This window comes from Micromonospora arida (assembly GCF_042873195.1).
In the GTDB taxonomy this organism is placed as follows: Bacteria; Actinomycetota; Actinomycetes; order Mycobacteriales; family Micromonosporaceae; genus Micromonospora; species Micromonospora arida.
The window spans coordinates 97,165-119,935 of sequence record NZ_JBIALC010000003.1; the positions used below are offsets into that span (position 1 = coordinate 97,165).

General features: G+C 72.6%; 21 protein-coding genes and 1 pseudogene. 9 read left to right on the top strand and 13 right to left on the bottom strand.

The window, feature by feature from the left end; genetic code table 11:
* Positions 1-6: 6 nt before the first annotated feature.
* Positions 7-810 carry an indole-3-glycerol phosphate synthase TrpC gene (gene trpC, locus ACFYP0_RS11560; protein WP_030334428.1) on the bottom strand — a complete coding sequence of 268 codons (804 nt, stop codon included), beginning with the start codon at positions 808-810 and terminating at the stop codon, positions 7-9.
* Positions 811-1,296: 486 nt separating this feature from the next.
* On the opposite strand from trpC, the gene ACFYP0_RS11565 reads away from it, so the two are divergent.
* On the top strand, positions 1,297-1,566 hold the full coding sequence (locus ACFYP0_RS11565; RefSeq protein ID WP_355502256.1) for a hypothetical protein: 270 nt from the start codon (positions 1,297-1,299) through the stop codon (positions 1,564-1,566).
* A 52-nt stretch (positions 1,567-1,618) separates the two neighbouring features.
* On the opposite strand, the gene ACFYP0_RS11570 is transcribed toward ACFYP0_RS11565, so the two are convergent.
* The 4 genes and pseudogenes from ACFYP0_RS11570 to ACFYP0_RS11585 all read right to left on the bottom strand — a co-directional run.
* Positions 1,619-2,209, bottom strand: a complete 591-nt coding sequence (locus tag ACFYP0_RS11570) for a Trp biosynthesis-associated membrane protein (RefSeq protein WP_355502254.1) — start codon at positions 2,207-2,209, stop codon at positions 1,619-1,621.
* Positions 2,210-2,323: 114 nt separating this feature from the next.
* On the bottom strand, positions 2,324-3,877 hold the full coding sequence (locus ACFYP0_RS11575; protein ID WP_355502252.1) for an anthranilate synthase component I: 1,554 nt from the start codon (positions 3,875-3,877) through the stop codon (positions 2,324-2,326).
* A 58-nt stretch (positions 3,878-3,935) separates the two neighbouring features.
* The gene (hisI, locus tag ACFYP0_RS11580) at positions 3,936-4,367 is read right to left on the bottom strand and encodes a phosphoribosyl-AMP cyclohydrolase (RefSeq protein WP_124854013.1); all 432 of its coding nucleotides are present in this window, start codon (positions 4,365-4,367) and stop codon (positions 3,936-3,938) included.
* A 261-nt stretch (positions 4,368-4,628) separates the two neighbouring features.
* Positions 4,629-4,913 (bottom strand): annotated as a pseudogene (locus ACFYP0_RS11585) (phosphoribosyl-AMP cyclohydrolase); the annotation flags it as partial.
* A gap of 597 nt (positions 4,914-5,510) precedes the next feature.
* Between ACFYP0_RS11585 and ACFYP0_RS11590 the strand changes: the two are divergent.
* The 3 genes from ACFYP0_RS11590 (at position 5,511) to ACFYP0_RS11600 (ending at position 7,707) form a co-directional block, all read left to right on the top strand.
* Positions 5,511-6,266, top strand: coding sequence for an ABC transporter ATP-binding protein (locus ACFYP0_RS11590; RefSeq protein ID WP_355502250.1), 756 nt, complete (start codon positions 5,511-5,513; stop codon positions 6,264-6,266).
* Positions 6,263-7,018 carry an ABC transporter permease gene (locus ACFYP0_RS11595; protein WP_356979646.1) on the top strand — a complete coding sequence of 252 codons (756 nt, stop codon included), beginning with the start codon at positions 6,263-6,265 and terminating at the stop codon, positions 7,016-7,018. Before ACFYP0_RS11590 ends, ACFYP0_RS11595 begins: the two co-directional genes overlap by 4 nt.
* Before the next feature lie 92 nt (positions 7,019-7,110).
* A complete protein-coding gene (locus ACFYP0_RS11600) occupies positions 7,111-7,707 on the top strand; it encodes a TetR/AcrR family transcriptional regulator (RefSeq protein ID WP_124853995.1) in 597 nt (198 codons plus the stop codon).
* A 173-nt stretch (positions 7,708-7,880) separates the two neighbouring features.
* On the opposite strand, the gene ACFYP0_RS11605 is transcribed toward ACFYP0_RS11600, so the two are convergent.
* From ACFYP0_RS11605 to ACFYP0_RS11615, 3 genes are all read right to left on the bottom strand, one after another.
* On the bottom strand, positions 7,881-8,630 hold the full coding sequence (locus tag ACFYP0_RS11605; protein ID WP_355502244.1) for a DUF2470 domain-containing protein: 750 nt from the start codon (positions 8,628-8,630) through the stop codon (positions 7,881-7,883).
* Between the two features lie 84 nt (positions 8,631-8,714).
* On the bottom strand, positions 8,715-10,505 hold the full coding sequence (locus tag ACFYP0_RS11610) for an ABC transporter ATP-binding protein (RefSeq protein WP_355502242.1): 1,791 nt from the start codon (positions 10,503-10,505) through the stop codon (positions 8,715-8,717).
* Between the two features lie 55 nt (positions 10,506-10,560).
* Complete coding sequence (locus tag ACFYP0_RS11615) at positions 10,561-12,444, bottom strand: ABC transporter ATP-binding protein (RefSeq protein ID WP_124854330.1); 1,884 nt, start codon at positions 12,442-12,444, stop codon at positions 10,561-10,563.
* A 161-nt stretch (positions 12,445-12,605) separates the two neighbouring features.
* On the opposite strand from ACFYP0_RS11615, the gene ACFYP0_RS11620 reads away from it, so the two are divergent.
* The 3 genes from ACFYP0_RS11620 (at position 12,606) to ACFYP0_RS11630 (ending at position 16,263) form a co-directional block, all read left to right on the top strand.
* Positions 12,606-13,235: a TIGR03085 family metal-binding protein gene (locus tag ACFYP0_RS11620; protein WP_124854331.1), complete on the top strand. Its 630-nt coding sequence runs from the start codon at positions 12,606-12,608 to the stop codon at positions 13,233-13,235.
* Positions 13,236-13,297: 62 nt separating this feature from the next.
* Entirely contained in the window at positions 13,298-14,299 is a 1,002-nt protein-coding gene (locus tag ACFYP0_RS11625) for a terpene synthase family protein (protein ID WP_355502239.1), read from the top strand.
* Positions 14,300-14,436: 137 nt separating this feature from the next.
* Positions 14,437-16,263, top strand: a complete 1,827-nt coding sequence (locus ACFYP0_RS11630) for an AMP-dependent synthetase/ligase (RefSeq protein ID WP_124854332.1) — start codon at positions 14,437-14,439, stop codon at positions 16,261-16,263.
* A gap of 45 nt (positions 16,264-16,308) precedes the next feature.
* Here ACFYP0_RS11630 and ACFYP0_RS11635 read toward each other — a convergent pair whose 3' ends face one another.
* Both ACFYP0_RS11635 and yczR read right to left on the bottom strand, forming a co-directional pair.
* Positions 16,309-17,661 (bottom strand): low temperature requirement protein A, encoded by a 1,353-nt coding sequence (locus tag ACFYP0_RS11635; RefSeq protein WP_386995587.1) that lies wholly within the window; start codon positions 17,659-17,661, stop codon positions 16,309-16,311.
* A gap of 39 nt (positions 17,662-17,700) precedes the next feature.
* Entirely contained in the window at positions 17,701-19,155 is a 1,455-nt protein-coding gene (gene yczR / locus ACFYP0_RS11640) for a MocR-like transcription factor YczR (protein ID WP_355502235.1), read from the bottom strand.
* A gap of 59 nt (positions 19,156-19,214) precedes the next feature.
* On the opposite strand from yczR, the gene yczE reads away from it, so the two are divergent.
* Complete coding sequence (gene yczE, locus ACFYP0_RS11645; RefSeq protein WP_386995590.1) at positions 19,215-19,886, top strand: membrane protein YczE; 672 nt, start codon at positions 19,215-19,217, stop codon at positions 19,884-19,886.
* Between the two features lie 101 nt (positions 19,887-19,987).
* On the top strand, positions 19,988-20,449 hold the full coding sequence (locus tag ACFYP0_RS11650) for a hypothetical protein (RefSeq protein WP_091407765.1): 462 nt from the start codon (positions 19,988-19,990) through the stop codon (positions 20,447-20,449).
* Between the two features lie 5 nt (positions 20,450-20,454).
* Here the strand turns inward: ACFYP0_RS11650 and hisF are convergent, their stop codons facing one another.
* The 3 genes from hisF to ACFYP0_RS11665 all read right to left on the bottom strand — a co-directional run bounded on the left by hisF (position 20,455) and on the right by ACFYP0_RS11665 (position 22,770).
* A complete protein-coding gene (hisF, locus tag ACFYP0_RS11655; protein ID WP_112582731.1) occupies positions 20,455-21,222 on the bottom strand; it encodes an imidazole glycerol phosphate synthase subunit HisF in 768 nt (255 codons plus the stop codon).
* 73 nt (positions 21,223-21,295) lie between these two features.
* The gene (locus ACFYP0_RS11660; RefSeq protein ID WP_386995594.1) at positions 21,296-22,291 is read right to left on the bottom strand and encodes an NADP-dependent oxidoreductase; all 996 of its coding nucleotides are present in this window, start codon (positions 22,289-22,291) and stop codon (positions 21,296-21,298) included.
* 47 nt (positions 22,292-22,338) lie between these two features.
* Entirely contained in the window at positions 22,339-22,770 is a 432-nt protein-coding gene (locus ACFYP0_RS11665) for an organic hydroperoxide resistance protein (RefSeq protein WP_124854361.1), read from the bottom strand.
* Position 22,771: the final 1 nt, after the last annotated feature.

Here is a 22,771-nt window from a genome sequence, read left to right on the forward strand (position 1 = left end):
CGCGGGTCAGCGCACCGGCCGGGGCGTTGCCGGGTGGTTGCCGGCGTTGACCAACTCGGCGACCGCCTCGCGGGGGCTCTTCTGGGTGACCAGGCCCTCGCCCACGAGGACCGCGTCGGCGCCCGCGGAGGCGTACCGGATCAGGTCGTGCGGACCGCGAACGCCGGATTCGGCGATCTTGACGACGCTGCTGGGCAGGCCGGGCGCGATCCGCTCGAACACCGATCGGTCGACCTCCAGGGTACGCAGGTCACGGGCGTTGACGCCGATCACCTGCGCGCCGGCCTCCAGCGCGCGGTCGGCCTCTTCCTCGTCGTGTACCTCGACCAGGGCGGTCATGCCCAGCGACTCGATCCGCTCCAGCAGGCCCATCAGGACGTTCTGCTCGAGTGCGGCGACGATCAGCAGAACCAGGTCGGCGCCGTGCGCCCGGGCCTCGTGGATCTGATAGCTGGAGACCACGAAGTCCTTACGCAGCACCGGCACGGTGACCGCGGCACGGACGGCCGCCAGGTCGTCCAGCGAACCGCCGAACCAGCGCCCCTCGGTCAGCACGCTGATCGCACGGGCCCCACCGGCCGCGTAGTCGACCGCGAGGTCAGCCGGATCGGCGATCTCGGCCAGCCGGCCCTTGGACGGCGACGAACGCTTCACCTCGGCGATCACGGCCACGCCGGGCTTGCGCAGCGCCGCGTAGGCGTCCATCGGCGGCGGCGCCGCCGCTGCCAGTTCACGGATCCGCTCCAGCGGAACCTGCTCCTGGCGTCGGGCGACGTCTTCACGCACGCCGGCCAGAATCTCGTCGAGCACGCTTACGGACGCTGCCTGGCCGGCCTCGTCCCCCTCCGCGTGCGCATGTTCAGCAGTCACGAACGGACTCCCCTCTCCGGGCGTCATGGGCCGATGCTAGGGGCAGCCGACCGACGCCGAATGCCGGGGGTATGGCGCTGCTCACGAAAAGGGCTGCGGCATAATGGCCGACTTGCCGTGAAGGGGTTGTCACACAGCGCCACCTCCGGTATCGACCACCGTCACGCGGTATGGAGCCTGGCGGCCGCAGTCAGACCGGGCCGACCCATCGATCATGCCACCAGTTTCCGCTCGGCGCCCGACGACAGCGACGCCAATCGATGCTGTGAGCAAGCTCAAGGCCGAACGGACGGTGCCTGGTCACGGCCGAGGCGAGACAGTTGACCGGGCGGTCACCGCGGCGAAACGTCGACGGGCGAGCATCGTCCTCGGGCAGACTCGATGGCGCGCCTGCCCGACCGCAGCAACTCCTCGTGCGAGGTGACCATGAGCATTTCCGAGCCGCACCAGACCATCGGACTGACCACCATCTCGCGGACGGTGGCATCGCTCGCCGTCGGAGTGGTGCACACCGTGGAACGGGCCGTGGTGGGCGAGGGACGGATGCGGACGGCACGGGGCAACGCCTGGGAGGCGGTCTGCGCCGACCGGGCCCGCGCCGACCAACGCGCGGAGCTGAACCGCCTGGTCGCCGAGCTGACCGCCGCCCGCGCCGCCAGTAGCCGCGCCCAGTGGGAGCGCCAGCCGGTCGGCTGACCGCCCGCCGCGTCAGCCCGCCACCGCGACCACGCGTCAGCCGGCCGCCGCGTCAGTCGGCCGTGGGGTCCTCGCCCCGGTCCAGCGCGTCCCACGCCTCGGTGGTCCGCCGCCCGGCCATCGGCGTCGGCGGCCCGGCCGGGTCGCTCTGCGCCGGCGCGGCCTGCGGAGCGGTCCGCGCCGGCCGTTCGTACCGGGCGCCCATCGCCGGCCAGTCACCGCCACGCACGGCCGTCCACCAGCCGCCCCCGGCGGCCAGCAGGCCACCGAGCAGGCAGAGCGCCGGCCACTGCCGGCTCACGTCGCCAGCCATGTCGGCTACCAGCCCATACCCGCCGCCGGCCGCCACCGCCAGACCGAGCACGCCGAGCAGCGCCCCGAGCACCCGACGCAGGCGGCCCCGGGTGGCCAGCACCGCGCCACCCCCGGCCAAGGTCACCAGGGCCAACGCCGGCAGCCAGGGCAGCAGGCTCGCACCGCTGCGGGTGTCACGCACCGGCGGCAGCGGCGCCGGACGTACCGTCAGCTCGACCGACCAGCTGCGCGTCGCGGCCCACAGCGCCAGGCCCGCGCCGGCCAGGCAGAGCAGCACGGCGTACGTCAACGCGCGCCGGCCCCCGACGGACCGCTCCCCGCCGCTCACGAATTCATCCCTTCGTTCGCGACCGCGGGGCTCCGCTTCGCTGCACTCCTCGCGCTCACCGAGCCGGCCTTTCGTTCGCGACTGCGGGGCTCCGCTTCGCTGCACTCCTCGCGCTCACCGAGCAGCCCGGAGGGTTTCGGCGGCAGCGATCGCGGCCAGCACGGCCGCGGCCTTGTTCCGCGTCTCCTGGTCCTCGGCGGCCGGGTCCGAGTCGGCGACCACCCCCGCCCCGGCCTGGACGTAGGCGCGACCGTCGCGGATGAGCGCGGTCCGGATGGCGATCGCCATGTCCAGGTCACCGCCGAAGCCGAAGTAGCCGACGGTGCCGCCGTAGAGGCCACGACGGACCGGCTCCAACTCCTCGATGATCTCCATGGCGCGCACCTTGGGCGCCCCGGAGAGCGTGCCGGCCGGGAAGGTCGCGGCGAGCGCGTCGAAGGCGCTCTGGTCGTCACGCAGCGTGCCGGTGACCGTGGAGACGATGTGCATGACGTGGCTGTACCGCTCGATGGTGGCGAACTCGGGCACCTCCACGCTGCCGGGCTGACAGACCCGACCCAGGTCGTTGCGGCCGAGGTCGACCAGCATCACGTGCTCGGCTCGTTCCTTCGGGTCGGCGAGCAGCTCGGCGGCGAGCGCGGCGTCGGCGGCGGGGGTGCCGCCCCGCGGCCGGGTGCCGGCGATCGGGTGCAACAACGCCCGGCGCCGCCCGTCCGCGGCCCCGGTGACCTTCAGGTGCGCCTCCGGGGACGAGCCGACGATGTCGAACCCGTCGAAGCGCAGCAGGTACATGTACGGGCTGGGGTTGCTGGTGCGCAGCACCCGGTAGACGTCCAGCGGGTCGGCGTGGGTCGTCCGCTCGAAGCGCTGGGAGAGCACGATCTGGAAGCACTCACCGGCCCTGATCGCCTCCTTGGCCGCCTCCACCGCCTTCGGGTAGCCGCCGTCGGGCGTACGGCAGAGCACCTCGCCGGCCGGCGGACGCTCGACCGTGGAGATCATCGGCGGGATGGGCCGGGACAGCGCCGTGGTCATCGCGTCCAACCGGCCCACCGCGTGGTGGTAGGCGGCGGCGACCTGCGGGGCGCGGTCCGGGGCGTCCAACGGCGGCAGCACCGCGTTGGCGACCAGGATCGCGGAGCCGTCGTAGTGGTCGAGCACCACCAGGTCGGTGGCGAGCATCATGCCCAGCTCCGGGACGCCCAGGTCGTCCTCGGTCAGCTCGGGCAACCGCTCGAAGCGCCGGATCAGGTCGTAGCCGAGGTAGCCGACCATGCCCCCGGTCAGCGGCGGCAGACCGTCGGACGGGTCCCCGACCGGGCCGGCCAGCGCCGCCACCGTCTCCCGCAGCATCCGTACCGGGTCACCCTCGGTGCTCAGCCCGGCCGGCGGCTGGCCGAGCCAGGTCGCCACGCCGTCGCGCTCGATCAGGGTCGCGCTGCTGCGTACGCCGATGAACGAGTACCGCGACCAGGCCATGCCGGCCGAACCGACGCCCTGCTCGGCCGATTCCAACAGGAACGTGCCCGGTCCACCGGCCAGCTTGCGGTAGACCCCGACCGGGGTCTCCGCGTCGGCCAGCAGTCGCCGGGTGACCGGCACGACCCGCCAGTCGGCGGCCAGCGCCGTGAAGGTGGCCAGGTCGGGGCTGAGGGTGCCGTCGGTCATCAGCCGACCCGCCTTTCGATCGCGACTGCGGTGCCTCGCCGCGCTGCATTCCGCGCGCTCACGGTGCCTCCGTCCCGGTGACGGGCAGCTCGGTGAAGAAGCAGGTCCTGTGCCCGGTGTGGCAGGCCGCGCCGACCTGGTCCACGCTCACCAGCAGCGCGTCCCCGTCGCAGTCCAGGGCGACCGACCGCACGTACTGGTGGTGCCCGGAGGTGGCGCCCTTGACCCAGTATTCGCGGCGGCTGCGCGACCAGTAGGTGGCCCGGCCGGTGGTGAGGGTGCGGTGCAACGCCTCGTCGTCCATCCAGGCGACCATCAGCACCTCACCGGAGTCGTGCGCGCGCACCACGGCGGCGACCAGACCGTCGGCGGTGCGGCGCAACTGGGCCGCGATGGCCGGGTCGAGCCGGGACGGGCGCGCCGGTGCGGGCGCGGCCAGCTGGTTCGGATCGCTGGGGACGCCGGTCACCGGCGAGTCAGGTACGGGCACAGTCACCAATTCTCCCGCACGCGGCGCGGGCACCGCCGACCGCTCCCGCCAGGGCTGCGGCGGAGGCCCCGAGAGCCAGGGCTGCGACAAGGGCCGAGGCTGCGACGGGGGCCCGGCCGGCGACGAGGACCGGGACTGCGACGAGGCCCCGGCCGGCCGGGCCAGTTGGGCGACGTAGCGGTCCAGCCGGCCGTCCACCAGGGCGGCGGCCAGGTCCGCGCCGGCCGTGTCGGCGATCTCCTCGGCGTACGGCCGGATCAACGGCAGCGTGCCGGCGACCAGCCGTACGGCGGCGGCCCAGAGCTGCCCGGTGGCGCCCGGGCGCAGCCCGAGGCAGAGCAGCATGTCCGCCCGGTAGCCGGGTGGGGCCACCGGCAGTTCCAGGGCCGCTGCGAAGGCCGCCCGGCGGGAGTGGACCCGTACGGACGGGTTGGCCGGTCGCAGCACCGAGGGGCAGAGCCGCGCCAGGTCGGCGACGGCGAGCCGGACCCCGAGGCGGTCGCCGGCCGCGCGGGCGGAGGCGGCCTTACCCAGCGTGGCGATCATCTCTTCCAGTCGGGGTGGCTCGGCGGGCTGGCAGAGCACCGGCAGGTCGATCCGGGGCCGCCAGTGCGGGTCGGCCCAGAGCAGCCGCGCCGGCGCGGTGACCGGCAGCCCGAACGCCCAGTCGGCCGGTTCGCCCAGGCGGTGCACCCAGGACCGGATGTCCCGGGCGGCCACCGAGACGTGAGTGACCTGGCCTGCGGACTCGTCCAGGTAGGCCCGACGGGCCGCGTAGGGGGCGCCGCCGACCAACACGTCGAGGTCGACGTCGCTGTGCGCGGTGGCGGCGCGGCGGGCGTGGCTGCCGCGCAACAGGATGCCGACCACCGGCCGCTCGGCGGCCTGCCGCAACCGCGCGGCCCAGTCCTCAAGAAAACCGCTATCCGGTAACGGAGCGTGACCCACCGCGCCATCGTGCCGTACGTCCGATCAGCGCGCAATGCCCGTTGGCGGACTTCGTGTCCGGTCCGGAGCCTACTGCCCGTTCTCGCGCTCCGCGCGACGGTCGGCCAGCCCGACACGAGTGCGGGCGTTGCGCCCGGCGCGGCATTTCATCTAGCGTTGAGTTCAACAGGTGATGAGTTTCTGTGGAGGTGCGTGATGGACGATGCGATAGCCGTCCGAGACCTGGTCGTGGACCGGGGTGGGCGGCGGGTGCTGGACGGCATCAGCTGCCAGGTCCCGCGCGGCGCGGTCACCGGGCTGCTCGGCCCCAGCGGCAGTGGCAAGACCACGTTCATGCGGGCGGTGGTCGGGGTGCAGCTGGTCAGTGGCGGGACGGTCACCGTGCTCGGCCAACCGGCGGGCACCCCCGCGCTGCGGCACCGGGTGGGCTACCTGACCCAGGCACCGAGCGTCTACGCCGACCTGACCGTCCGGGAGAACGCCCGCTATTTCGCGGCCCTGTACGGGCGTGGGCGCGTCGAGGCCGACCGGGCGATCAGCGATGTCGGGCTGGCCGAGGCCGCCGGTCAACTGGTCGGCACCCTCTCCGGCGGTCAACGCAGCCGGGCCTCGCTGGCGTGTGCCCTGGTCGGGGAGCCGGAGCTGGTCATCCTCGACGAGCCGACCGTCGGCCAGGACCCGGTGCTGCGGGCCGACCTGTGGGCCCGGTTCCACGCGATGGCCGCCGCCGGCACCACCCTGCTGGTGTCCAGCCACGTGATGGACGAGGCGGCCCGCTGCGACCAACTGCTGCTGATCCGCCAGGGGCGGTTGATCGCCGACGACAGCCCCGCCGCCATCCGCGCCGCCGCCGGCGTGGACGACCTCGACGAGGCGTTCCTGCGGCTCATCCGGGCCGGCGAGGCCGCCTCCACCAGCACCGACGCGACAGCCGCACGGGAGACAGCATGAACGCGCGAATTCTCGCCGCCACCACCGGCCGCATCCTGCGTCAGCTCCGGCACGACCGGCGGACCATCGCGCTGCTCGTGGTGGTGCCGGCCGTCCTGCTCACCCTGGTCTACTTCATGTACGCCGACCAACCGACCCCGCCCGGCCAGCCGACGACCTTCGACCGGATCGCGCTGGTGATGCTCGGCATCTTCCCCTTCGTGATCATGTTTCTGGTGACCAGCATCGCCATGCTGCGGGAACGCACCTCGGGCACGCTGGAGCGGCTGCTCACCACCCCGCTGGGCAAGCTCGATCTGCTCTTCGGGTACGGCATCGCGTTCGGGCTGGCCGCCGCCGTGCAGGCAGCCGTCGCCGCCGCGGTGGCGTACTGGATCTTCGATCTGGAGACCGCCGGCAGCATCGGGCTGGTGATCGGGATCGCCGTGCTCGACGCAGTGCTCGGCGTCGCCCTCGGGCTGCTGTGCAGTGCCTTCGCGCGCACCGAGTTCCAGGCAGTACAGTTCCTGCCAGTCGTGGTGATCCCCCAACTGCTGCTCTGCGGGCTGTTCGTGGCCCGCGACCAGATGGCCGGCTGGCTCCAGGCGCTCAGTGACGCCTTCCCCCTGTCGTACGCCATCGAGGCGTTGCAGGAGGTCGGCGCCCACGCCGAACCGACCGGCCGGATGTGGCGCGACGTCGCGGTGGTGTTCGGCGCTGTGGTGCTGGCACTGGTGCTCGCGGCGGCCACCCTGCGCCGACGCAGCGGCTGACCGCCAGCGCCGGGGGCGGCGGCCGGCACGGCAGCCGACCCCGGCCTGGGCCGGGCCCACGACGGGCCGAGGCGGACGAACGAAGGGCGGCGATGACGCGGCGGACCGGCCGGAGACCCGGCAACCCGGGCACCCGGGAGGCGATCCTCGACGCGGCGCGGACGGCATTCGCCGAACGTGGCTACGACGTCGCCTCGATCCGGGGCATCGCCGCCACGGCGCAGGTCGACCCGGCGCTCGTGCACCACTACTTCGGCAGCAAGGACCAGCTCTTCCTGGCCGCGATGAACTTTCCGGTCGACCCCGGTCAACTGGTGCCGAAGGTGCTCGCCGGCGACCGGGACGGCGTCGGTGAGCGGATGGTGCGCATCTTCCTCGGCGTCTGGGACTCCCCGACCGGCAGCGCGGCACAGGCACTGCTGCGCTCCGCGGTGAGCAACGAGTGGACCGCTCGACTGCTGCGTGAGTTCGTCACCACCCAGCTGCTGCGCCGGGTGCTGGAAAACCTCGACGTCGACCCGGTCGAGCTGCCGCTGCGGGGCTCTCTGGTGGCCACCCAGATGATCGGCCTGGCCATGATGCGGCACGTGGTGCGCCTTGAGCCGGTCGCCTCGGCGGACCCGGAAACCCTGGTGGCCGCGATCGGCCCCACGATCCAGCGTTACCTCACCGGCCCGCTGCCAACCTGACCCAACAACGCCCCGCTCAACCTCGGACGCCCCCGCGATCTTGCACGCCCCCGCGATATTGCACTTCCTGTCCCGACCAAAGGGACATACCACGCACAACGGCAACCAAAACTGCAAGATCGACGCGGGCCTGGGTGGGGCGCGGCGCGGGGCGGGGGGCGCGGGCTGGGCGGTTAGTGCGGGGGGCGGGCGTCGGCGGTGAGTCGTAGCGGTGGGAGCAGCTGCGGCAGGTCGGCCGGGTCGGTCACCGGGCCCGGGAAGGCCAGCCGGACCCGACGCCGGGCACCGGGTTGGCCGAGGGCCACGACCAGCCCGTAGCGGTCGATGCGCACCACCCGGGGCGGCCCGTCCGGGGTGTGCTCGGTCAAGCCGAGCTGCCGGCACAGGTACTCCGTCACCTGGGCGCCGTGGCACTCGGCGAGGTCGGAGAGCAGGCGGGCCTCGACCGGGTGCACCGGGTCCGGCTCGGCTTCGGCGTACTCCACCGGGTCGATCCGGTGCACGACGCCGGCCCGCTCCCAGCGGACCTCGACCACTTCGAAGCGGAACAGCCGGAACCGGGTGCCCAGGTCGAGCAGGTCCCCGGTCGGCTCCACCGCGGCGAACTCGACCGCCGCGTGGCGGGCCTCGTCGCCGCGCAGCTCGGCCGCCCAGCCGGACACCCAGGCGCGACCCAGGCCGGGCGCGCCGGCGGCGGGCGGCAGGTCGAGCACGTCGAGCACCACCGCGACGTCGCTGACCCCGGCGGCCGGTTGCAGGGCGGCGGCCAGGTGGCTGGCCACCGGCACCAGCAGCAGCACCCGCCCGTCCGAGTCGGTGACGTGCCGGGCGTGGTGCGGGCCTGGCCGGTGGGCCAGGTGCACGAGGCCGGGCAGGCGGCCGGCGACGAGGGTACGGACGATCTCGGCGGAGTTGGGCCGCATGGGCGCGACCTCCTTCTGAGGTTAGGCTTACCTAACCCGGAGCCTAGAGCACCCGCCCGTCGGCGTCCACCACACCGCCGCACCTCACCGGGTCTGCTCCAGCCAGGAGGCGTAGAGCAGGCCGTAGACCGAGTCGGCGTCGCGAACCAGCTCGTCGTGCGGGCCGCGCTGCACCACCCGGCCCCGGTCCACCACGATCACCTCGTCGGCGGCCTGCGCCGTGGAGAGCCGGTGCGCGATGGCGAGGGTGGTCCGGCCCCGGGTGACGGCGTCCAGCGTGCGTTGCAACCGCACCTCCGTCGCCGGGTCCACCGCGCTGGTCGCCTCGTCGAGCACCAGCAGGTCCGGGTCGGCCACGTACGCGCGGGCCAACGCGACAAGCTGCCGCTCCCCGACGCTGAGCGCCTCGCCCCGCTCCCCGACCGGAGTGTCCAGGCCCGCCGGCAGACCCTCCAGCCAGTCCGACAGGCCCAGCTCGGTGAAGGCGGCGCTCAACTGCTCGTCGGTCAACTCCGGCCGGGCGAACCGGACGTTGTCCCCCACCGTCGCGTCGAAGAGGAACCCGTCCTGCGGCACCATCACCACGCGCGAGCGCAACGAGTCGAACCGGACGTCGGTCAGCGGCACCCCGGACAGCAGCACCGCCCCGGCCGACGGGTCCATCAGCCGGGTCAGCAACTTGGCGAACGTGGTCTTGCCGCTGCCAGTCTCACCGACCACCGCCACCCGGCTCTTCGCCGGGATCTCCAGGTCGATGTCGTGCAGCACCGGCGGACCACCCGGATAGGCGAACCGCACACCGGAGAACCGGATGTCCAGCGGCCCGCCCGGCAGCTCCCGCCCCTGCTCCCCCGGGTCGGCCACGTCCGGGGCGACGTCCAGCACGTCCAGCACCCGCCGCCAGCCGGCGATCGCGTTCTGCGCCTCGTTGAGCACCTCGGTGGCGATCTGCACCGGCTGGATGAAGAGCGTCACCAGGAAGAGGAACGCGGTCAGCTGGCCGATCGACAGCGTGCCGTCCACCCCCAACAGCACGCCGAGCACCACCACCCCGGCCAGCGCCACCCCCGCCGCCAACTCCCCGACCGAGCTGCCCACGATGCTGATCCGGATCGCCCGCTGCTGCGCCAGCCGCTGCCGGTCGATCGCCTCGTCCAGCCGCCGCTCGGTGCGCCCGGCGATCCCGTACGCCCGGATCACCGGCGCGCCCACCACGCTCTCGCCGATCGCGCCGAGCAACGTCCCGGTGCGTTGGCGCACCGTCGCGTACGCGCTGCCGAGACGACGTTGCAGCTGCCGGATAACGAACACCGCCGGCAGGAACGCGGCCAACACGACCAGGGTCAACTGCCAGGAGTACGCCAGCATGACGGCGGTGGTGACCACCAGCTGACCGAGGTTGACCAGCAGGATCACCCCGCCCCACTGGAGGAACTGGGTGATCTGGTCCACGTCGCTGGTGACCCGCGAGACCAGCGAACCGCGCCGCTCCGACTGCTGGTGCAACATCGACAGGTCGTGCACGTGGCGGAACGCGCGCGTCCGGACGTTGGCCAGCGCCGTCTCGCTGACAGTGAACAGCCGGCGCATCATCAGGTAGCCGCAGATCGTGGTGATCGTCAGGATCGCCGCGGTGATCGCCACCACCGTCCAGACCACGTTCAGATTCAAACCACCGACGAGGCCCCGGTCGATGCCCTGCTGCACGGCGACCGGCACGGCAACCCGACCGACCATGTAGACCAACGCCAGGGCCAACGTGCCGGCCAGACCGATCCGTAGCTCCGGCGAGAGCGCCAGGCCCCGACGCAGGGTCTGCCAGGTCGTCTCCTGCCGCGCCTCCGGCGTGTCACTCGTTTCCGTAGTCACGCTCACCGGGCCCGCCTCTCGTTCACGACTGCGGGGCTCCGCTGCGCTGCACTCCTCGCGCTCACCGATCCACCTCGATCTCCAGGCCCGACGGCAGCGGCGCCACGTCGTCGCCGTAGGAACTTTCCTGTGCCCGCTCCACCTCGGCCTGCTCGTAGGCGGTGACCAGGTCGACGTAGCCGGGCACGGTGGCCAACAACTCGCTGTGGGTGCCCCGGGCGACCACCCGTCCCTGCTCCACGTAGATGACCTCGTCGGCGAGCGCGATGGTGGCCCGGCGGTACGCCACCACCAGGATCGACGCGGCCGGAACTCCCGCCTCCGTGGTCGACGACCGCAGCCCCGCGAGGATGGCCGCCTCCACTCGAGGATCGACCGCGCTCGTCGCGTCGTCGAGCACCAGCAGGCGCGGTCGGCCGGCCAGCGCGCGGGCCAGGGTGAGCCGCTGCCGCTGACCGCCGGAGAGCGAGGTGCCCCGCTCGCCGACCATGGTGTCCAGACCATCGGGCAGCGCGGCGACGAACCCGTCCGCCTCGGCCAGGCGCAGCGCCGCCCAGACCACCTCGTCGTCGACACCGGGCCGGTCGAGGGCGATGTTGGCGCGGACCGTGTCGTCGAAGATGAAGGGCACCTGGGCGACCAGGGCCACCGTGCCGGCCAACGACGCGGAGGTCAGCTCGCGCACGTCCACGCCGTCCAGGCTCACCGTGCCGGAGTCCGGGTCGACGAGGCGCACCGCCAGCGAGGCGATGGTGGACTTGCCGGCGCCGGTGGGCCCCACCAGGGCCACCGTCCGACCGGACGGCACCGTGAAGCCGACCTCGCCGAGGACCTGCGCGCCGGGCGGGTGCGCTTCGGCCGGCGGGTAGGAGTAGTGCACGTCGGTGAAGGTGAGGGTGGCCGGGCCGGCGCCGGCCGGGTCGAGCACCCGCTGCCCGTACGGCATCTCGCCGGTGGCGTCGAGCACCCGGCGCACCCGGTCCCAGCCGGCGACGCTGCGCGGCAGCTCGGCCAGCACCCAACCGATGGCCCGCACCGGGAAGGCCAGCACGGTGAAGAGGAAGGCCACACTGACCAGCTCGGTCACGCTGATGGCGCCCTGGCGCAGCCGGAACGCCCCGACCACCAGCACGGCGAGGGTGCCGAGGCTGGGCAGCGTCTCCAGCAGCGGGTCGAAGATGCCGCGCAGCCGGCCGACCGCGATCAGCGAGTCGCGCAGCTCACCGGCGCGGCCCGCGAACCGGGCGGTCTCCTGGGCCTCGCGGCCCATCGTCTTGACCACCAGGGCGCCGTCGAAGCTCTCGTGGGCGATGCCGCTGACCTCGGCGCGCAGGCGCTGCGCCCGGGCCTGCCGGGGGGCCATCCGGCGGGAGTAGACGACGTTGAGGGCGAACAGCGCGGGGAAGACCGCGAGCCCGACCAGGGCGAGCGCCCAGTCGGTGGCGAAGAGCGACACGATCGCGCCGATCAGCATCACCAACGTGCCGACGGCGAACGGCAGCGGCGCGATCGGGTACCAGGCCGCCTCCACGTCGGAGTTGGCGTTGGACAGCAGGGTGCCGGTGGAGTTGCGGTGGTGCCAGGACAGCGGCAGCTCCAGGTACCGACGGGTCACCCTGCGGCGGTAGGAGGCCTGGAGGCGGTACTGCATGTAGCCGGCGCCGAGCCGACGGCCGAAGATGCCCACGACCCGCAGCACGCTGATCCCGAACAGCGCGGTCGCGGCCAGCACCAGGCTGCCGGCGCCCACCTCGCCGCGTTCGATGGCCGGAAGCGCCACCTCACCGATGACCGACCCGACGACCCGGGCGCTGACAATGATCATCCCGCCGAAGAGCACGCTGCCGACGACCGCCACCGCGAAGATCCGCGGCTGCTCACGGATCGCCTGCCGCAGGACCCCCAGCCCTCGACTGAGAACGTCCCGACTTGTCTTGCTCGCCACGCTCTCCCCCGCCGTAAGCCGCAATTATCTCCCTCATCCTTACCGGTCGGGGCCAGTGCCGCCGACCCTGACTGGATATGTCGACCATCACGTACCGGACGGCGGCGCCGATCGGCGTCCGCTGTCGCGCGGCGACGGGCCACCGGGCCTACGATCGGGCCATGCCGCGGTACGCCCGAGCCGAGCGCAAGGCGCTGGCCGATCTTCTACTGGCCCTCGGGCCGGACGCCCCGACCATCAACGAGGGCTGGGCGACCCGTGACCTCGCCGCGCATCTGGTGCTGCGGGAGCGCCGTCCGGACGCGGCGGGCGGGATCGTGCTGCCGCCGCTGCGCGGCTACGCCGAGCGGGTTCGTCGGCGACTCGCCGCGCGGCCCTACCCCGAGCTGGTGGCACAGGTGCGCCGACCGCCGCTGTGGAGCCCGGTCAGCAACCCGCTGACCGACGAGCTGGCCAACATGATGGAGTTCTTCATCCATCACGAGGACGTCCGGCGGGCCGGCTCCGGGTGGCAGCCGCGCGATCTGCCCACCGGCATGCAGAGCGCGCTCTGGAAACGCGCGGCTCCGATGGCCCGGCTGGCACTGCGGCGCTTTCCGGCCGACCTCTACGTGCAGGCGCCCGGCCACGGTGAGGTCTCCCTCGGTCGCGGTGGTGAGCCACTGCGCCTGGTCGGCGCCCCGGCCGAGCTGGTGCTGTTCTTCTCGGGCCGGCAACGGGTGGCCCGGGTCCAACTGAACGGCTCAGCGGAGGCGGCTCGGCGGCTGCGCGCCGCCAACCTGGGCATGTGACCGCCTGTACGTAAACGGCCACGGGACGCCTGTAGAATTTCCAGGCCCAACGATAAACGCTGATGCCTCCTCCCGTACGCTTCACCGCGCCGGGCGGCACGGAGTGGGGGCACACTGTGCGGGACTTCGCGATTTCGGCGCTGCGGGAACCGCCGTTCCCCACGGGGCGCCACGGGGCCACGGATCAGGTGGCGGGTGAGAGCATCGAGTGGGCGCGCACGTTCGGGCTGGTCGATTCCGGCCAACGTGTGCACCGCCTGGAGCGGGCCGACGCCGCTGGACTGGCCGGCCGCGCCTGCCCGGACGGCTCGGTGGAGGGCCTGCGGCTGCTCACCGACCTGATCAGCTGGCTCTTCGTGATGGACGACGCCTGCGACGAGGACGGCCTCGGCGCCGACCCGGTCCGACTGGGCCCGGCGATCAGCACCCTGCTCGACGTGCTGGACCGGTGCGGTGACCCGCACGTCGTACCGCCCGCCGTCGGGCCACTGGGTGACGCGCTGCACGATCTCTGCCGCCGGACCCGACTGCACGATCACGCTGGACTGCTGCTGCGGTTCGTCAGCCAGATGCGCGAGTACCTGTTGGCGCTGCTCTGGGAGGCGGGCAACCGGGAACGTCGGCGCGTGCCCGAGGTGGCGGAGTACGTGCAGCTACGCCGGCACATCGGCGGCGTGCACCCCTGCCTCACCCTGACCGACCTGGCGTCGACGCGGCCCTCCGGGCCGGCCCAGCGCGCCGATCCGGGGCTGGTCGCCCTGGACCTGCTGGCGGTGGACCTGGTCTGCTGGTGCAACGACCTCTTCTCCTACGGCAAGGAGAGCCAGGCCGACCCGGACGTGCACAACCTGGTCACGGTGCTCGGCCAGGACAGCGACGCGGACGAGGCGGCAGCGCTCCGGAGTGCGGCACATCGGTTCAACCAGGGGCTGGCGACGTACCTGGACGCGGAGGAGGCGCTGCGCGCCGTCGGCGACGACGGAATCCGCGACGCCCTGGCCGCGCGGCGCAACTGGGTCCGGGCCACCTACGACTGGTCAGTGGGGGCTGCCCGGTACGCCTGATCGGCCGTACCGGTTGGTGGGATGGGCCGGCCGGACGATCACCAGGGCTAGCCGATGCACGGCAACAGGCAATACTCTTCGGTAACCATCATGACGTGACGACCGTCACGCCACCACCCCCGAAGGCGGCTACAGCGATGGCTCTCGATGTACCGTACCGTTCCATCCCGGACATGTTCCTCAAGCGCGTGGCGGCCACCCCCGACCGGAACGCGTTCGCGTCCCCGAACTCCGACGACTCGGGGCCCGTCTGGCTGACCTGGGCGCAGGTCGCCCAGCGCGCCAAGGCGGTCGCCGCCGGCCTGCACGGCCTGGGCGTCGGCCAGGAGGACCCGGTCGCGATCCTCGCGAACACCCGGCTGGAATGGGTGATCGCCGACCTCGGCATCATGTGCGCCGGCGGCGCGACCACCACCGTCTACCCCACCACCGAGCCGGCCGACGCGACGTACATCATCGCCGACTCCGGGTCGAAGGTGCTGTTCGCGGAGAACCCGGCCCAGGCGGCGAAGATCGCCGGGGCATCCCTGCCCGCGCTCACCCACGTGGTGCTCCTTGATGGCGCCGTCGACCCGGACGCCCCGATCGCGCAGTTGACGCTCGCCGACCTGGAGGAGCGCGGCACCCAGGCGCTGGCCGCCGAGCCGGAGCTGATCGACATGCTGGTGGCCGGCATCGGCCCGGACCACCTGGCCACCCTGATCTACACCTCCGGCACCACCGGCCAGCCAAAGGGCGTCGAGCTGCTGCACGGCGGCTGGTGCTGGGAGGCCGTGGCGCAGGCGGAGGTCGGGCTGCTGCGCGACGACGACCTGCAGTACCTGTGGCTGCCGCTGGCCCACTCGTTCGGCAAGACCCTGCTCTGCGGCGCCATCCACGTCGGCCTGCCCACCTACGTCGACGGGCGGGTGGACAAGCTGGTCGAGCTCCTCTCGGTCATCCGTCCGACGCTGATGTGCGGCGCTCCCCGGGTGTTCGAGAAGGTCTACAACAAGGCCGTGACCACCGCTCAGGGCGCCGGCGGCGCGAAGGCGAAGATCTTCGGCTGGGCCGTCGGCGTCGGCAAGGAGAAAATCACCCTGGAGCAGGCTGGCAAGCCGGTGCCGGCCGGGCTGAAGCTGCGCTACGGGCTGGCCGAGAAGCTGGTGTTCAGCAAGCTCCAGGCCCGCCTGGGCGGCCGGATGCGGGTGCTGGTGTCCGGTGCGGCGCCGCTCAGCCCGGAGATCGCCACCTTCTTCGCCGCCGCGAACCTGCCGATCTCCGAGGGCTACGGCCTGACCGAGACCAGCGCCGGCAACTTCGTCAACCCGCCGGCCGGGCTGCGGATCGGCACCGTGGGCCGGGCGATGGGCGACCTGGAGTGCAAGATCGACACCGACGGGGAGATCCTGGTACGGGGTCGGCCGGTGATGCGCGGCTACCACAACCTGCCGGAGGAGACCGCCGCCTCGTTCACCGAGGACGGCTTCTTCCGTACCGGTGACATCGGCACCCTGGACGAGCAGGGCTACCTCCGCATCACCGACCGCAAGAAGGACCTGGTCAAGACCTCGGGCGGCAAGTACATCGCGCCGTCGCACATCGAGGGGATGTTCAAGGCCATCTGCCCGTACACGTCGCAGGCGGTCGTCGTCGGTCAGGCCCGCAACTTCTGCACGATGCTGGTCACCCTGGACCCGGACGCCATCCGGGGCTGGGTCGCCGGCGGCCCCCTCGAAGGACGCAGCTACACCGAGATCGTCGCGTCGGCCGAGGCCCAGACGATGGTCGAGGAGTACGTCGCCCAGCTCAACGCCAAGCTCAACCGCTGGGAGACGATCAAGAAGGTGGCCATCCTGCCGCGCGACCTGACGATCGAGGACGGCGAGATCACCCCGTCGTTGAAGATCAAGCGGCGTGGGGTGGAGAGCAACTTCGCCGACCAGATCGACAAGATGTACGCCGGCACCCTCGCCGAGCTCTGAGCCGACCGAGGGTCCCGTGCCGGCGAGGAAGCCGGCACGGGGCCCTCACAGGTGGTGACCCCGCCACCTCGTCTGCTCCTCTTCCCCCGCGAGCTGCTCCTCCAACGCCATCTGCCGGACCCCGGCCCGGCGCCGGGAGTCGACAACCGTCTGCGCCGCCACCGCCACCGCCGCGGCCAGGGCCAACATGGCCAAGGCGATCAGCTCGGGTAGCGACCCGGCAGCCGGCACCAGCGCAATCAGCAGCAGGATCCCGCCGATCGTGGGCCAGCGGGGGGCGCCGAGCATCCGCCGACCGAGCACGATGAGCGCGAGCAGGTAGAGCGCGACCCCACCGTAGAGCGCCAGCAGGTCGATGTTCGGCAGCGGAACGCCCCAGCTCGGCGTGGTGGGATCGGCACCTTCGTGGATCAGCCCCTTGAGCCCGAGCGCGAACAGGATGATGCCGGCGATGACCGGAAGGTGTAGGTAGCTGTAGGCGTTGCGGGCCAGGATGGCGCGCGCGTCCGGGTCGCGGGTGCGGTGCAGGGTCTGTTCCATGCCGAGCGCCAGGGTGTCGAAGTACGCCCACCACATCGCGGCGGCCACCGCGATGCCGAGCACCGCGGCGATCAGCACCGGCCAGGTCAGCGGTAGACCAGCGGTTTCGCTGGGACTGAACCCGAGTGCGATGATGGCCTCGCCGAGGGCGATCAGGACGATCTGACCGTGCCGCTCCGCCCAGTGCCCGGCGGAGAGCACTGTCCACCCGGTGCCCCGCAGCGCGAGGCCGGCCCCGTACTCCACGCCGAGGGCCGCGAGCCAGCACAGCAGGCGGGCCACCGACTCGGCTGTTCCGTCGAAGAGCCGCTGCGGCAGCAGCCCGGCGACCACGATGAGGGCCGTGGCCACGACCGCCGGCAGGGCGAGCAGCTGCCAGCGTCGACGCACGTCGCGGTTCCGGCGGCCGATCCACAGGAAGATCACACTCTCGCTCACCCGGACGAGGAAGTAGCAGGTCGCGAAGACCAGCGGACCGAACAGCCCACCGGGACGGTCGACGAACGCCTTCGGCAGACTCAGCGCCAGCACGAAGGCGGCGGCGATGGTGACGAAGACGACCGCCGGGACGATCCCCTGGTCGGTACGGATCAGGTTGCCCAGCAGGGCGAACGCCGACCAGCACCACCAGAGCAGGGCCAGCAGCACCAGGCACTGGACCAGGCCTTGGGCGGTCGGATTGCCGGCGGTGGCCGTGGTGACGTGCAGGAACGCGAAGACGAAGACCAGGTCGTAGAAGAGTTCCAGCGGGGTCGCCCGCGAGCCCGGCGCACTGCGGCGAACCCCGCGTGTCCCGCTGTTCTGGCCCACCAGGGGAGTCTGGCAGCCGAGCTGGGGCGAATGATGTATTCCCGGCATAATGGTGCCGGGAGATGCCGCTGGTGGTTCGGCGCTGACTCAGGCGATGACGGCGGGCTCCCGCCACCGCTGGCGGCCGGCCCGGTCCAGGTCGTAGCGGATCGCCGCGATCCGCCCGACGGCCTCCACGAGGTCCGCCGCGGGCAGGGTGAAGGGCAGCCGCAGGAAGCGCTCCAGGGTGCCGTCCAGGCCGAACCGGGGGCCGGGGGCCAGCCGTACGCCGACCTCCTCCGCGGCCCGGGCCAGCGCGCTCGAGACCGGGCCGTCCAACTCGGCCCAGAGCGTCACACCACCCCGTGGCACGGTGACCCGCCACTCCGGCAGTTGGTGCGCCAGCGCGCCGAGCAGGGCGTCGCGCTGGACGGCCAACTGGACGCGGCGGTCGGTGACGATGGCCTCGGCGTCGGCGAGCAGGTGCACCGCGACCAGTTGGTCCAGCACCGGGCTGGCCATGTCGACCCCGACCCGCACGGCGGCCAGCCGCTGCACCTGCGGCGCGGACGCGCGCACCCAGCCGATGCGCAGGCCACCCCAGTAGGGCTTGCTCATCCCGCCGATGCTGACCACCCGGCTGTGCCGGTCGTAGGTGGCGACCGGGGGTGGCACCTCGGTGCCGTCCATCGACAGGTCCACGAAGGACTCGTCGATGATCAGATCGGTGCCGACCGCATGCGCGGCGGCCACCACGCGCTCGCGTAGCGACGCGGGCATCAGGTGCCCCGTCGGGTTCTGGAACTCCGGAATCAGGTAGGCCAGCTTGGGCCGGGTCTGTCGGAGAGTGCCCAGCAGCAGGTCGGGCTCCCAGCCGCCGTCGGCGGCCAGCCCGTGGGTGCTGATCCGGGCCCGCCGACCGGCCAGCGCGGCGAGGGCGTTGGGGTAGGTCGGGGACTCGACCAGCACGGTGCCACCCGGGGCCAGTGCGAGCCGCAGCACCAGATCCAGTGCGTGCTGGGTGCCGCTGGTGACCATGATCTGGTCGGCCGAGGTGGGCAGACCCCGGGCGGTGTACGCGTCGGCCACCGCCTCGCGGAGCTCGATGATGCCGGTCGGGTGGTAACCGGCCCCGCTCAGGTAGCGGGGCAGGTCCTCGGTGGCGGCCCGCGCGGCTGACAGCAGTTGCGGCGGTGCGGCCAGCGCGGCGACGCCGAGGTCGAGCATCTCCCGGTCGTCCAGCGGGGTCCACAGGCCGGTGCTGGCCACCCGGTGGTTGCCGGGCAGCATCGTCCAACTGCCGGCGCCCCGACGGCTGGCCAGGTGCCCGGTCTCGCGTAGCTGCCGGTAGGCGGCGGTGACCGTGGTCCGGCTGATCCGCAGCGCCTCGGCCAGCTCCCGTTCGGCCGGGAGGCGGACGCCCAGCGGCAGCCGGCCGTCGGCGAGCAGCCCGCGCACCGAGCCGGCCAGCGCGGCGTAGTCGGGGCTGCGGCGGCGGCCCGGCAATGCATGCCACTGCCCGAGCAGACGGGCCAATTGGACGCCGCGTACCTGCCCGGTCATAGCCACTCCTCGGATATTGGCTTCTTCCTCGACGAGGATTGGCACCTAGGGTGGCATGCATGGCACTGCTTGGCAATTTGCGGCACCGGCCGGTTCGACGGTTGGTCCAGCTCTACCTCGGGCTCACGCTCTACGGCCTCAGCATGGCCCTGATGATCCGCTCCCACCTGGGCCTCGACCCGTGGGACGTGTTCCACCAGGGGCTCTCCGAGCTGACCGGGCTCTCCTTCGGCACTGTCACCATCGGCGTCGGCGCGCTGGTCCTGCTGCTCTGGATCCCGCTGCGGCAGCGGCCCGGCCTCGGCACGGTCAGCAACGTCGTGGTGATCGGCCTGGTCGTGGACGCCACACTGGCCCTGCTACCCGCGGCTGGCCCACTCAGCGCCCAGATCGCGATGCTGGTCACCGGGATCGTCGCCAACGGCGCCGCCACCGCTCTCTACCTCGGCGCCCAGTTGGGCCCCGGCCCCCGCGACGGTCTGATGACCGGGTACGTGGCCCGCCGGCCCGGCCGGTCGATCCGGCTGGTGCGCACCGTCATCGAGGTCACCGTGCTGGCCCTGGGCTGGTGGCTCGGCGGCGAGGTCGGCGTGGGCACCGTCGCGTACGCGCTGGCCATCGGCCCGTTGGCCCAGTTCTTCATCCCACTGTTCGCCGTGCCGGAGGGCACCGCGCCGGACAGCGCCGCGCCTCCGCCGGGCAACCCCGCGCCGGCCACCCCGACCGGCTGAGCCCTCACCGACCGTCCGCGAACCGGTACATGGCGGTGGTGCCGCGCACCGGTTGGCGGGTGGGTGTTCCCTTCCGCGACGCGCGCCGTCATCATCTCTGCATGGGGGAGAACGGTTGGCGCTGGAACGACGCCTGGATCTTCGTGTCGCTCGTCATCGCGAGCGGTGCCGGACGGCACCGTCGGTCGGCGACAAGCCGGCGGCCGGAGGGCGTCCGCCTGACCGACGTGCTCTCCACCGCCGACCACCTCAACCACGCGATTCCGCAGCGGCACGAGGTGGAGGCCGCGGTCCAGCGGTTGGTCGGCGCCGGGCTGGTCAGCGTCGCCGACGGCTGGTTCCGGATCACCGCCGAGGGTGAGCAGCTGTGGCGTACCCGCCCGCGCGCGGGTGTGGCGACCATGGTGGACACCGTGCAGGGAGTGTTGACCCGCCGGCACGCGCCCGGCAGCGCGGACTGGATCCTGGACGAGGCCGACCACGCGGCTGCCGTGCAGGAGTACGCGGTCCGTTCGATTCCCACCCCGCGTCGGTCACCGGAGGGGCACTCCGGCGAGCGCTGAGCTGCTCAGCGCACCGGATGGCCGCCGAGGCGCAGCGCGTCCTTGACCTCGGCGACGGTCAGCTCGCCGAAGTGGAAGACGCTGGCGGCGAGCACCGCGTCCGCGCCGGCGCCGATCGCGGGCGGAAAGTGGGCCACCTCGCCGGCTCCCCCACTGGCCACCACCGGCACGTCCACCACCGCGCGCACCGCGGCGATCAACTCCAGGTCGAAGCCGGCCTTGGTGCCGTCGGCGTCCATCGAGTTGAGCAGGATCTCCCCCGCGCCCAACTCGGCGCCCCGGTGCGCCCACCACACGGCGTCGATGCCGGTGCCACGCCGACCCCCGTGGGTGGTGACCTCGAAGCCGCTGGGCGTGCCGCCGTTCGGCGAGCGCCGCACGTCGAGGGAGAGCACGAGCACCTGCCGGCCGAACCGGTCGGCGATCTCGGCGATCAGCTCCGGACGGGCGATGGCGGCGGTGTTCACGCCGACCTTGTCCGCGCCCGCGCGTAGCAGCGTGTCCACGTCGGCGACCTGCCGGACCCCACCGCCGACGGTCAGCGGGATGAACACCGACTCGGCGGTGCGGCGCACCACGTCGAGCATGGTGCCCCGGTCGCTCGAGGACGCGGTGACGTCGAGGAACGTCAACTCGTCCGCGCCGGCCCGGTCGTACGCCGCGGCCAACTCCACCGGATCGCCGGCGTCACGCAGGTCGAGGAAGTTGACCCCCTTGACCACCCGCCCGGCGTCCACGTCCAGACAGGGGATCACCCGTACCGCCACCGTCATGCCGTGAGCCTATCCTCCGCACGCGGCACGGCGGTCGACCCGATCGGGTCGACCGCCGCGAGAGAGGTCTGCGTCACACGCGGACGAGCATCTTGCCGAGGTTGTCGCCGCGCAGCAGGCCGAGGAACGCGCTCGGTGCGTTCTCGATGCCGTCCACGATCGTCTCGTCGTAGGACAGCGTGCCGTCGCGCAGCCAGCCCGAGACGTCGCGCACGAACGCCGCCCGCACGTCGTTGTGGTCGTTGACCAGGAAGCCGCGCAGGGTGAGCCGCTTGCCGATGACCAGCGCCAGGTTGCGCGGCGCGGCCGACGGTTCGGTGGCGTTGTACTGCGAGATCATGCCGCAGATTGCGGCCCGACCGTGCAGGTTCATGGCCGAGATGGCGGCCTCCAGGTGGTCGCCGCCGACGTTGTCGAAGTAGACGTCGACACCGTCCGGGGCGGCCGCCCGCAGCGACTCGCGGACCCCGTCGTGGTAGTCGAAGGCGGCGTCGAAGCCCAGCGCCCGCAGCCGCTCGACCTTGGCCGGCGAGCCGGCACTGCCGATCACCCGGCCGGCGCCCTTGAGTTTGGCGATCTGGCCGACCAGGCTGCCCACCGCGCCGGCCGCGGCGGAGACGAAGACCGTCTCGCCGGGCTTCATCGCGGCCACCTCCAGCAGCCCGGCGTACGCGGTCAACCCGATCATGCCGAGCACGCTCAGGTACGCGCTGACCGGGGCGATGTTCGGGTCGACGGGGCGGGCCGCGGCGGCGTCGAGCAGCGCGTACTCCCGCCAGCCCAGCCCGTGCAGGACGGTGGTCCCGACGGCGATGTCCGCCGCCTCGCTGGCCACCACCTCACCGATCGCGGCACCGTCGAGCGCCGCGTCGAGCGCGAACGGCGGCACGTACGACTTGACGTCGTTCATCCGTCCGCGCATGTACGGGTCGACGGACATGTACTGGTTGCGGACCACGATCTGGCCCGGTCCGGGCGTCGGAACCTCGGTCTCGACGAGCCGGAAGGTGTCTTCCGTGGGCCAGCCCTGGGGGCGGCTGGCCAGGTGGATCTCACGGTTGCTGGTCACAGGGTGGTCGTCCTCTCGTCCGCGGATTGGGGCCTGGGGCCGCGAGGTCACGCGGTCAGGGTCTCGCGGACGGTCAGGGTGACGTCGACGTTGCCACGGGTGGCGTTGGAGTACGGGCAGACCTGGTGGGCCTGCTCGACGATCTGCTCGGCGACCTCGCGGGGCGCGGCGGGCAGGTCGACGACGAGCTGCACGGTGAGCCCGAAGCCGCCGCTGCCGTTCGGGCCGATGCCCACCTCGGCGCCGACCACGGAACCGGTCACGTCGGCCTTGGCCCGGCGGGCCACCAGCCGCAGCGCGCTGTGGAAGCAGGCCGCGTAACCGGCGGCGAAGAGCTGCTCGGGGTTGGCCGCGCCACCGGCGCCGCCCATCTCCTTCGGCACGGCCAGATCGAGTGCGAACGTGCCGTCGGAGGTCTCGACGTGGCCGTCCCGGCCGTCGCCGGTAGCGGTCGCGGACGCGGTGTAGACAACCTGCATG

Bases quoted from the DNA above. Each gene is read 5' to 3' on its own strand.
- ACFYP0_RS11665 (WP_124854361.1), bottom strand. From the start codon at position 22,770: ATGCAGGTTGTCTACACCGCGTCCGCGACCGCTACCGGCGACGGCCGG.
- ACFYP0_RS11575 (WP_355502252.1), bottom strand. From the start codon at position 3,877: ATGACCGACGGCACCCTCAGCCCCGACCTGGCCACCTTCACGGCGCTG.
- yczR (WP_355502235.1), bottom strand. From the start codon at position 19,155: ATGACCGGGCAGGTACGCGGCGTCCAATTGGCCCGTCTGCTCGGGCAG.
- ACFYP0_RS11605 (WP_355502244.1), bottom strand. From the start codon at position 8,630: ATGCGGCCCAACTCCGCCGAGATCGTCCGTACCCTCGTCGCCGGCCGC.
- hisF (WP_112582731.1), bottom strand. From the start codon at position 21,222: ATGACGGTGGCGGTACGGGTGATCCCCTGTCTGGACGTGGACGCCGGG.
- ACFYP0_RS11635 (WP_386995587.1), bottom strand. From the start codon at position 17,661: ATGCCGGGAATACATCATTCGCCCCAGCTCGGCTGCCAGACTCCCCTG.
- ACFYP0_RS11625 (WP_355502239.1), top strand. From the start codon at position 13,298: ATGCCTCCTCCCGTACGCTTCACCGCGCCGGGCGGCACGGAGTGGGGG.
- ACFYP0_RS11650 (WP_091407765.1), top strand. From the start codon at position 19,988: ATGGGGGAGAACGGTTGGCGCTGGAACGACGCCTGGATCTTCGTGTCG.
- ACFYP0_RS11620 (WP_124854331.1), top strand. From the start codon at position 12,606: ATGCCGCGGTACGCCCGAGCCGAGCGCAAGGCGCTGGCCGATCTTCTA.
- ACFYP0_RS11600 (WP_124853995.1), top strand. From the start codon at position 7,111: ATGACGCGGCGGACCGGCCGGAGACCCGGCAACCCGGGCACCCGGGAG.
- ACFYP0_RS11565 (WP_355502256.1), top strand. From the start codon at position 1,297: ATGAGCATTTCCGAGCCGCACCAGACCATCGGACTGACCACCATCTCG.
- ACFYP0_RS11630 (WP_124854332.1), top strand. From the start codon at position 14,437: ATGGCTCTCGATGTACCGTACCGTTCCATCCCGGACATGTTCCTCAAG.
- yczE (WP_386995590.1), top strand. From the start codon at position 19,215: ATGGCACTGCTTGGCAATTTGCGGCACCGGCCGGTTCGACGGTTGGTC.
- ACFYP0_RS11590 (WP_355502250.1), top strand. From the start codon at position 5,511: ATGGACGATGCGATAGCCGTCCGAGACCTGGTCGTGGACCGGGGTGGG.
- ACFYP0_RS11595 (WP_356979646.1), top strand. From the start codon at position 6,263: ATGAACGCGCGAATTCTCGCCGCCACCACCGGCCGCATCCTGCGTCAG.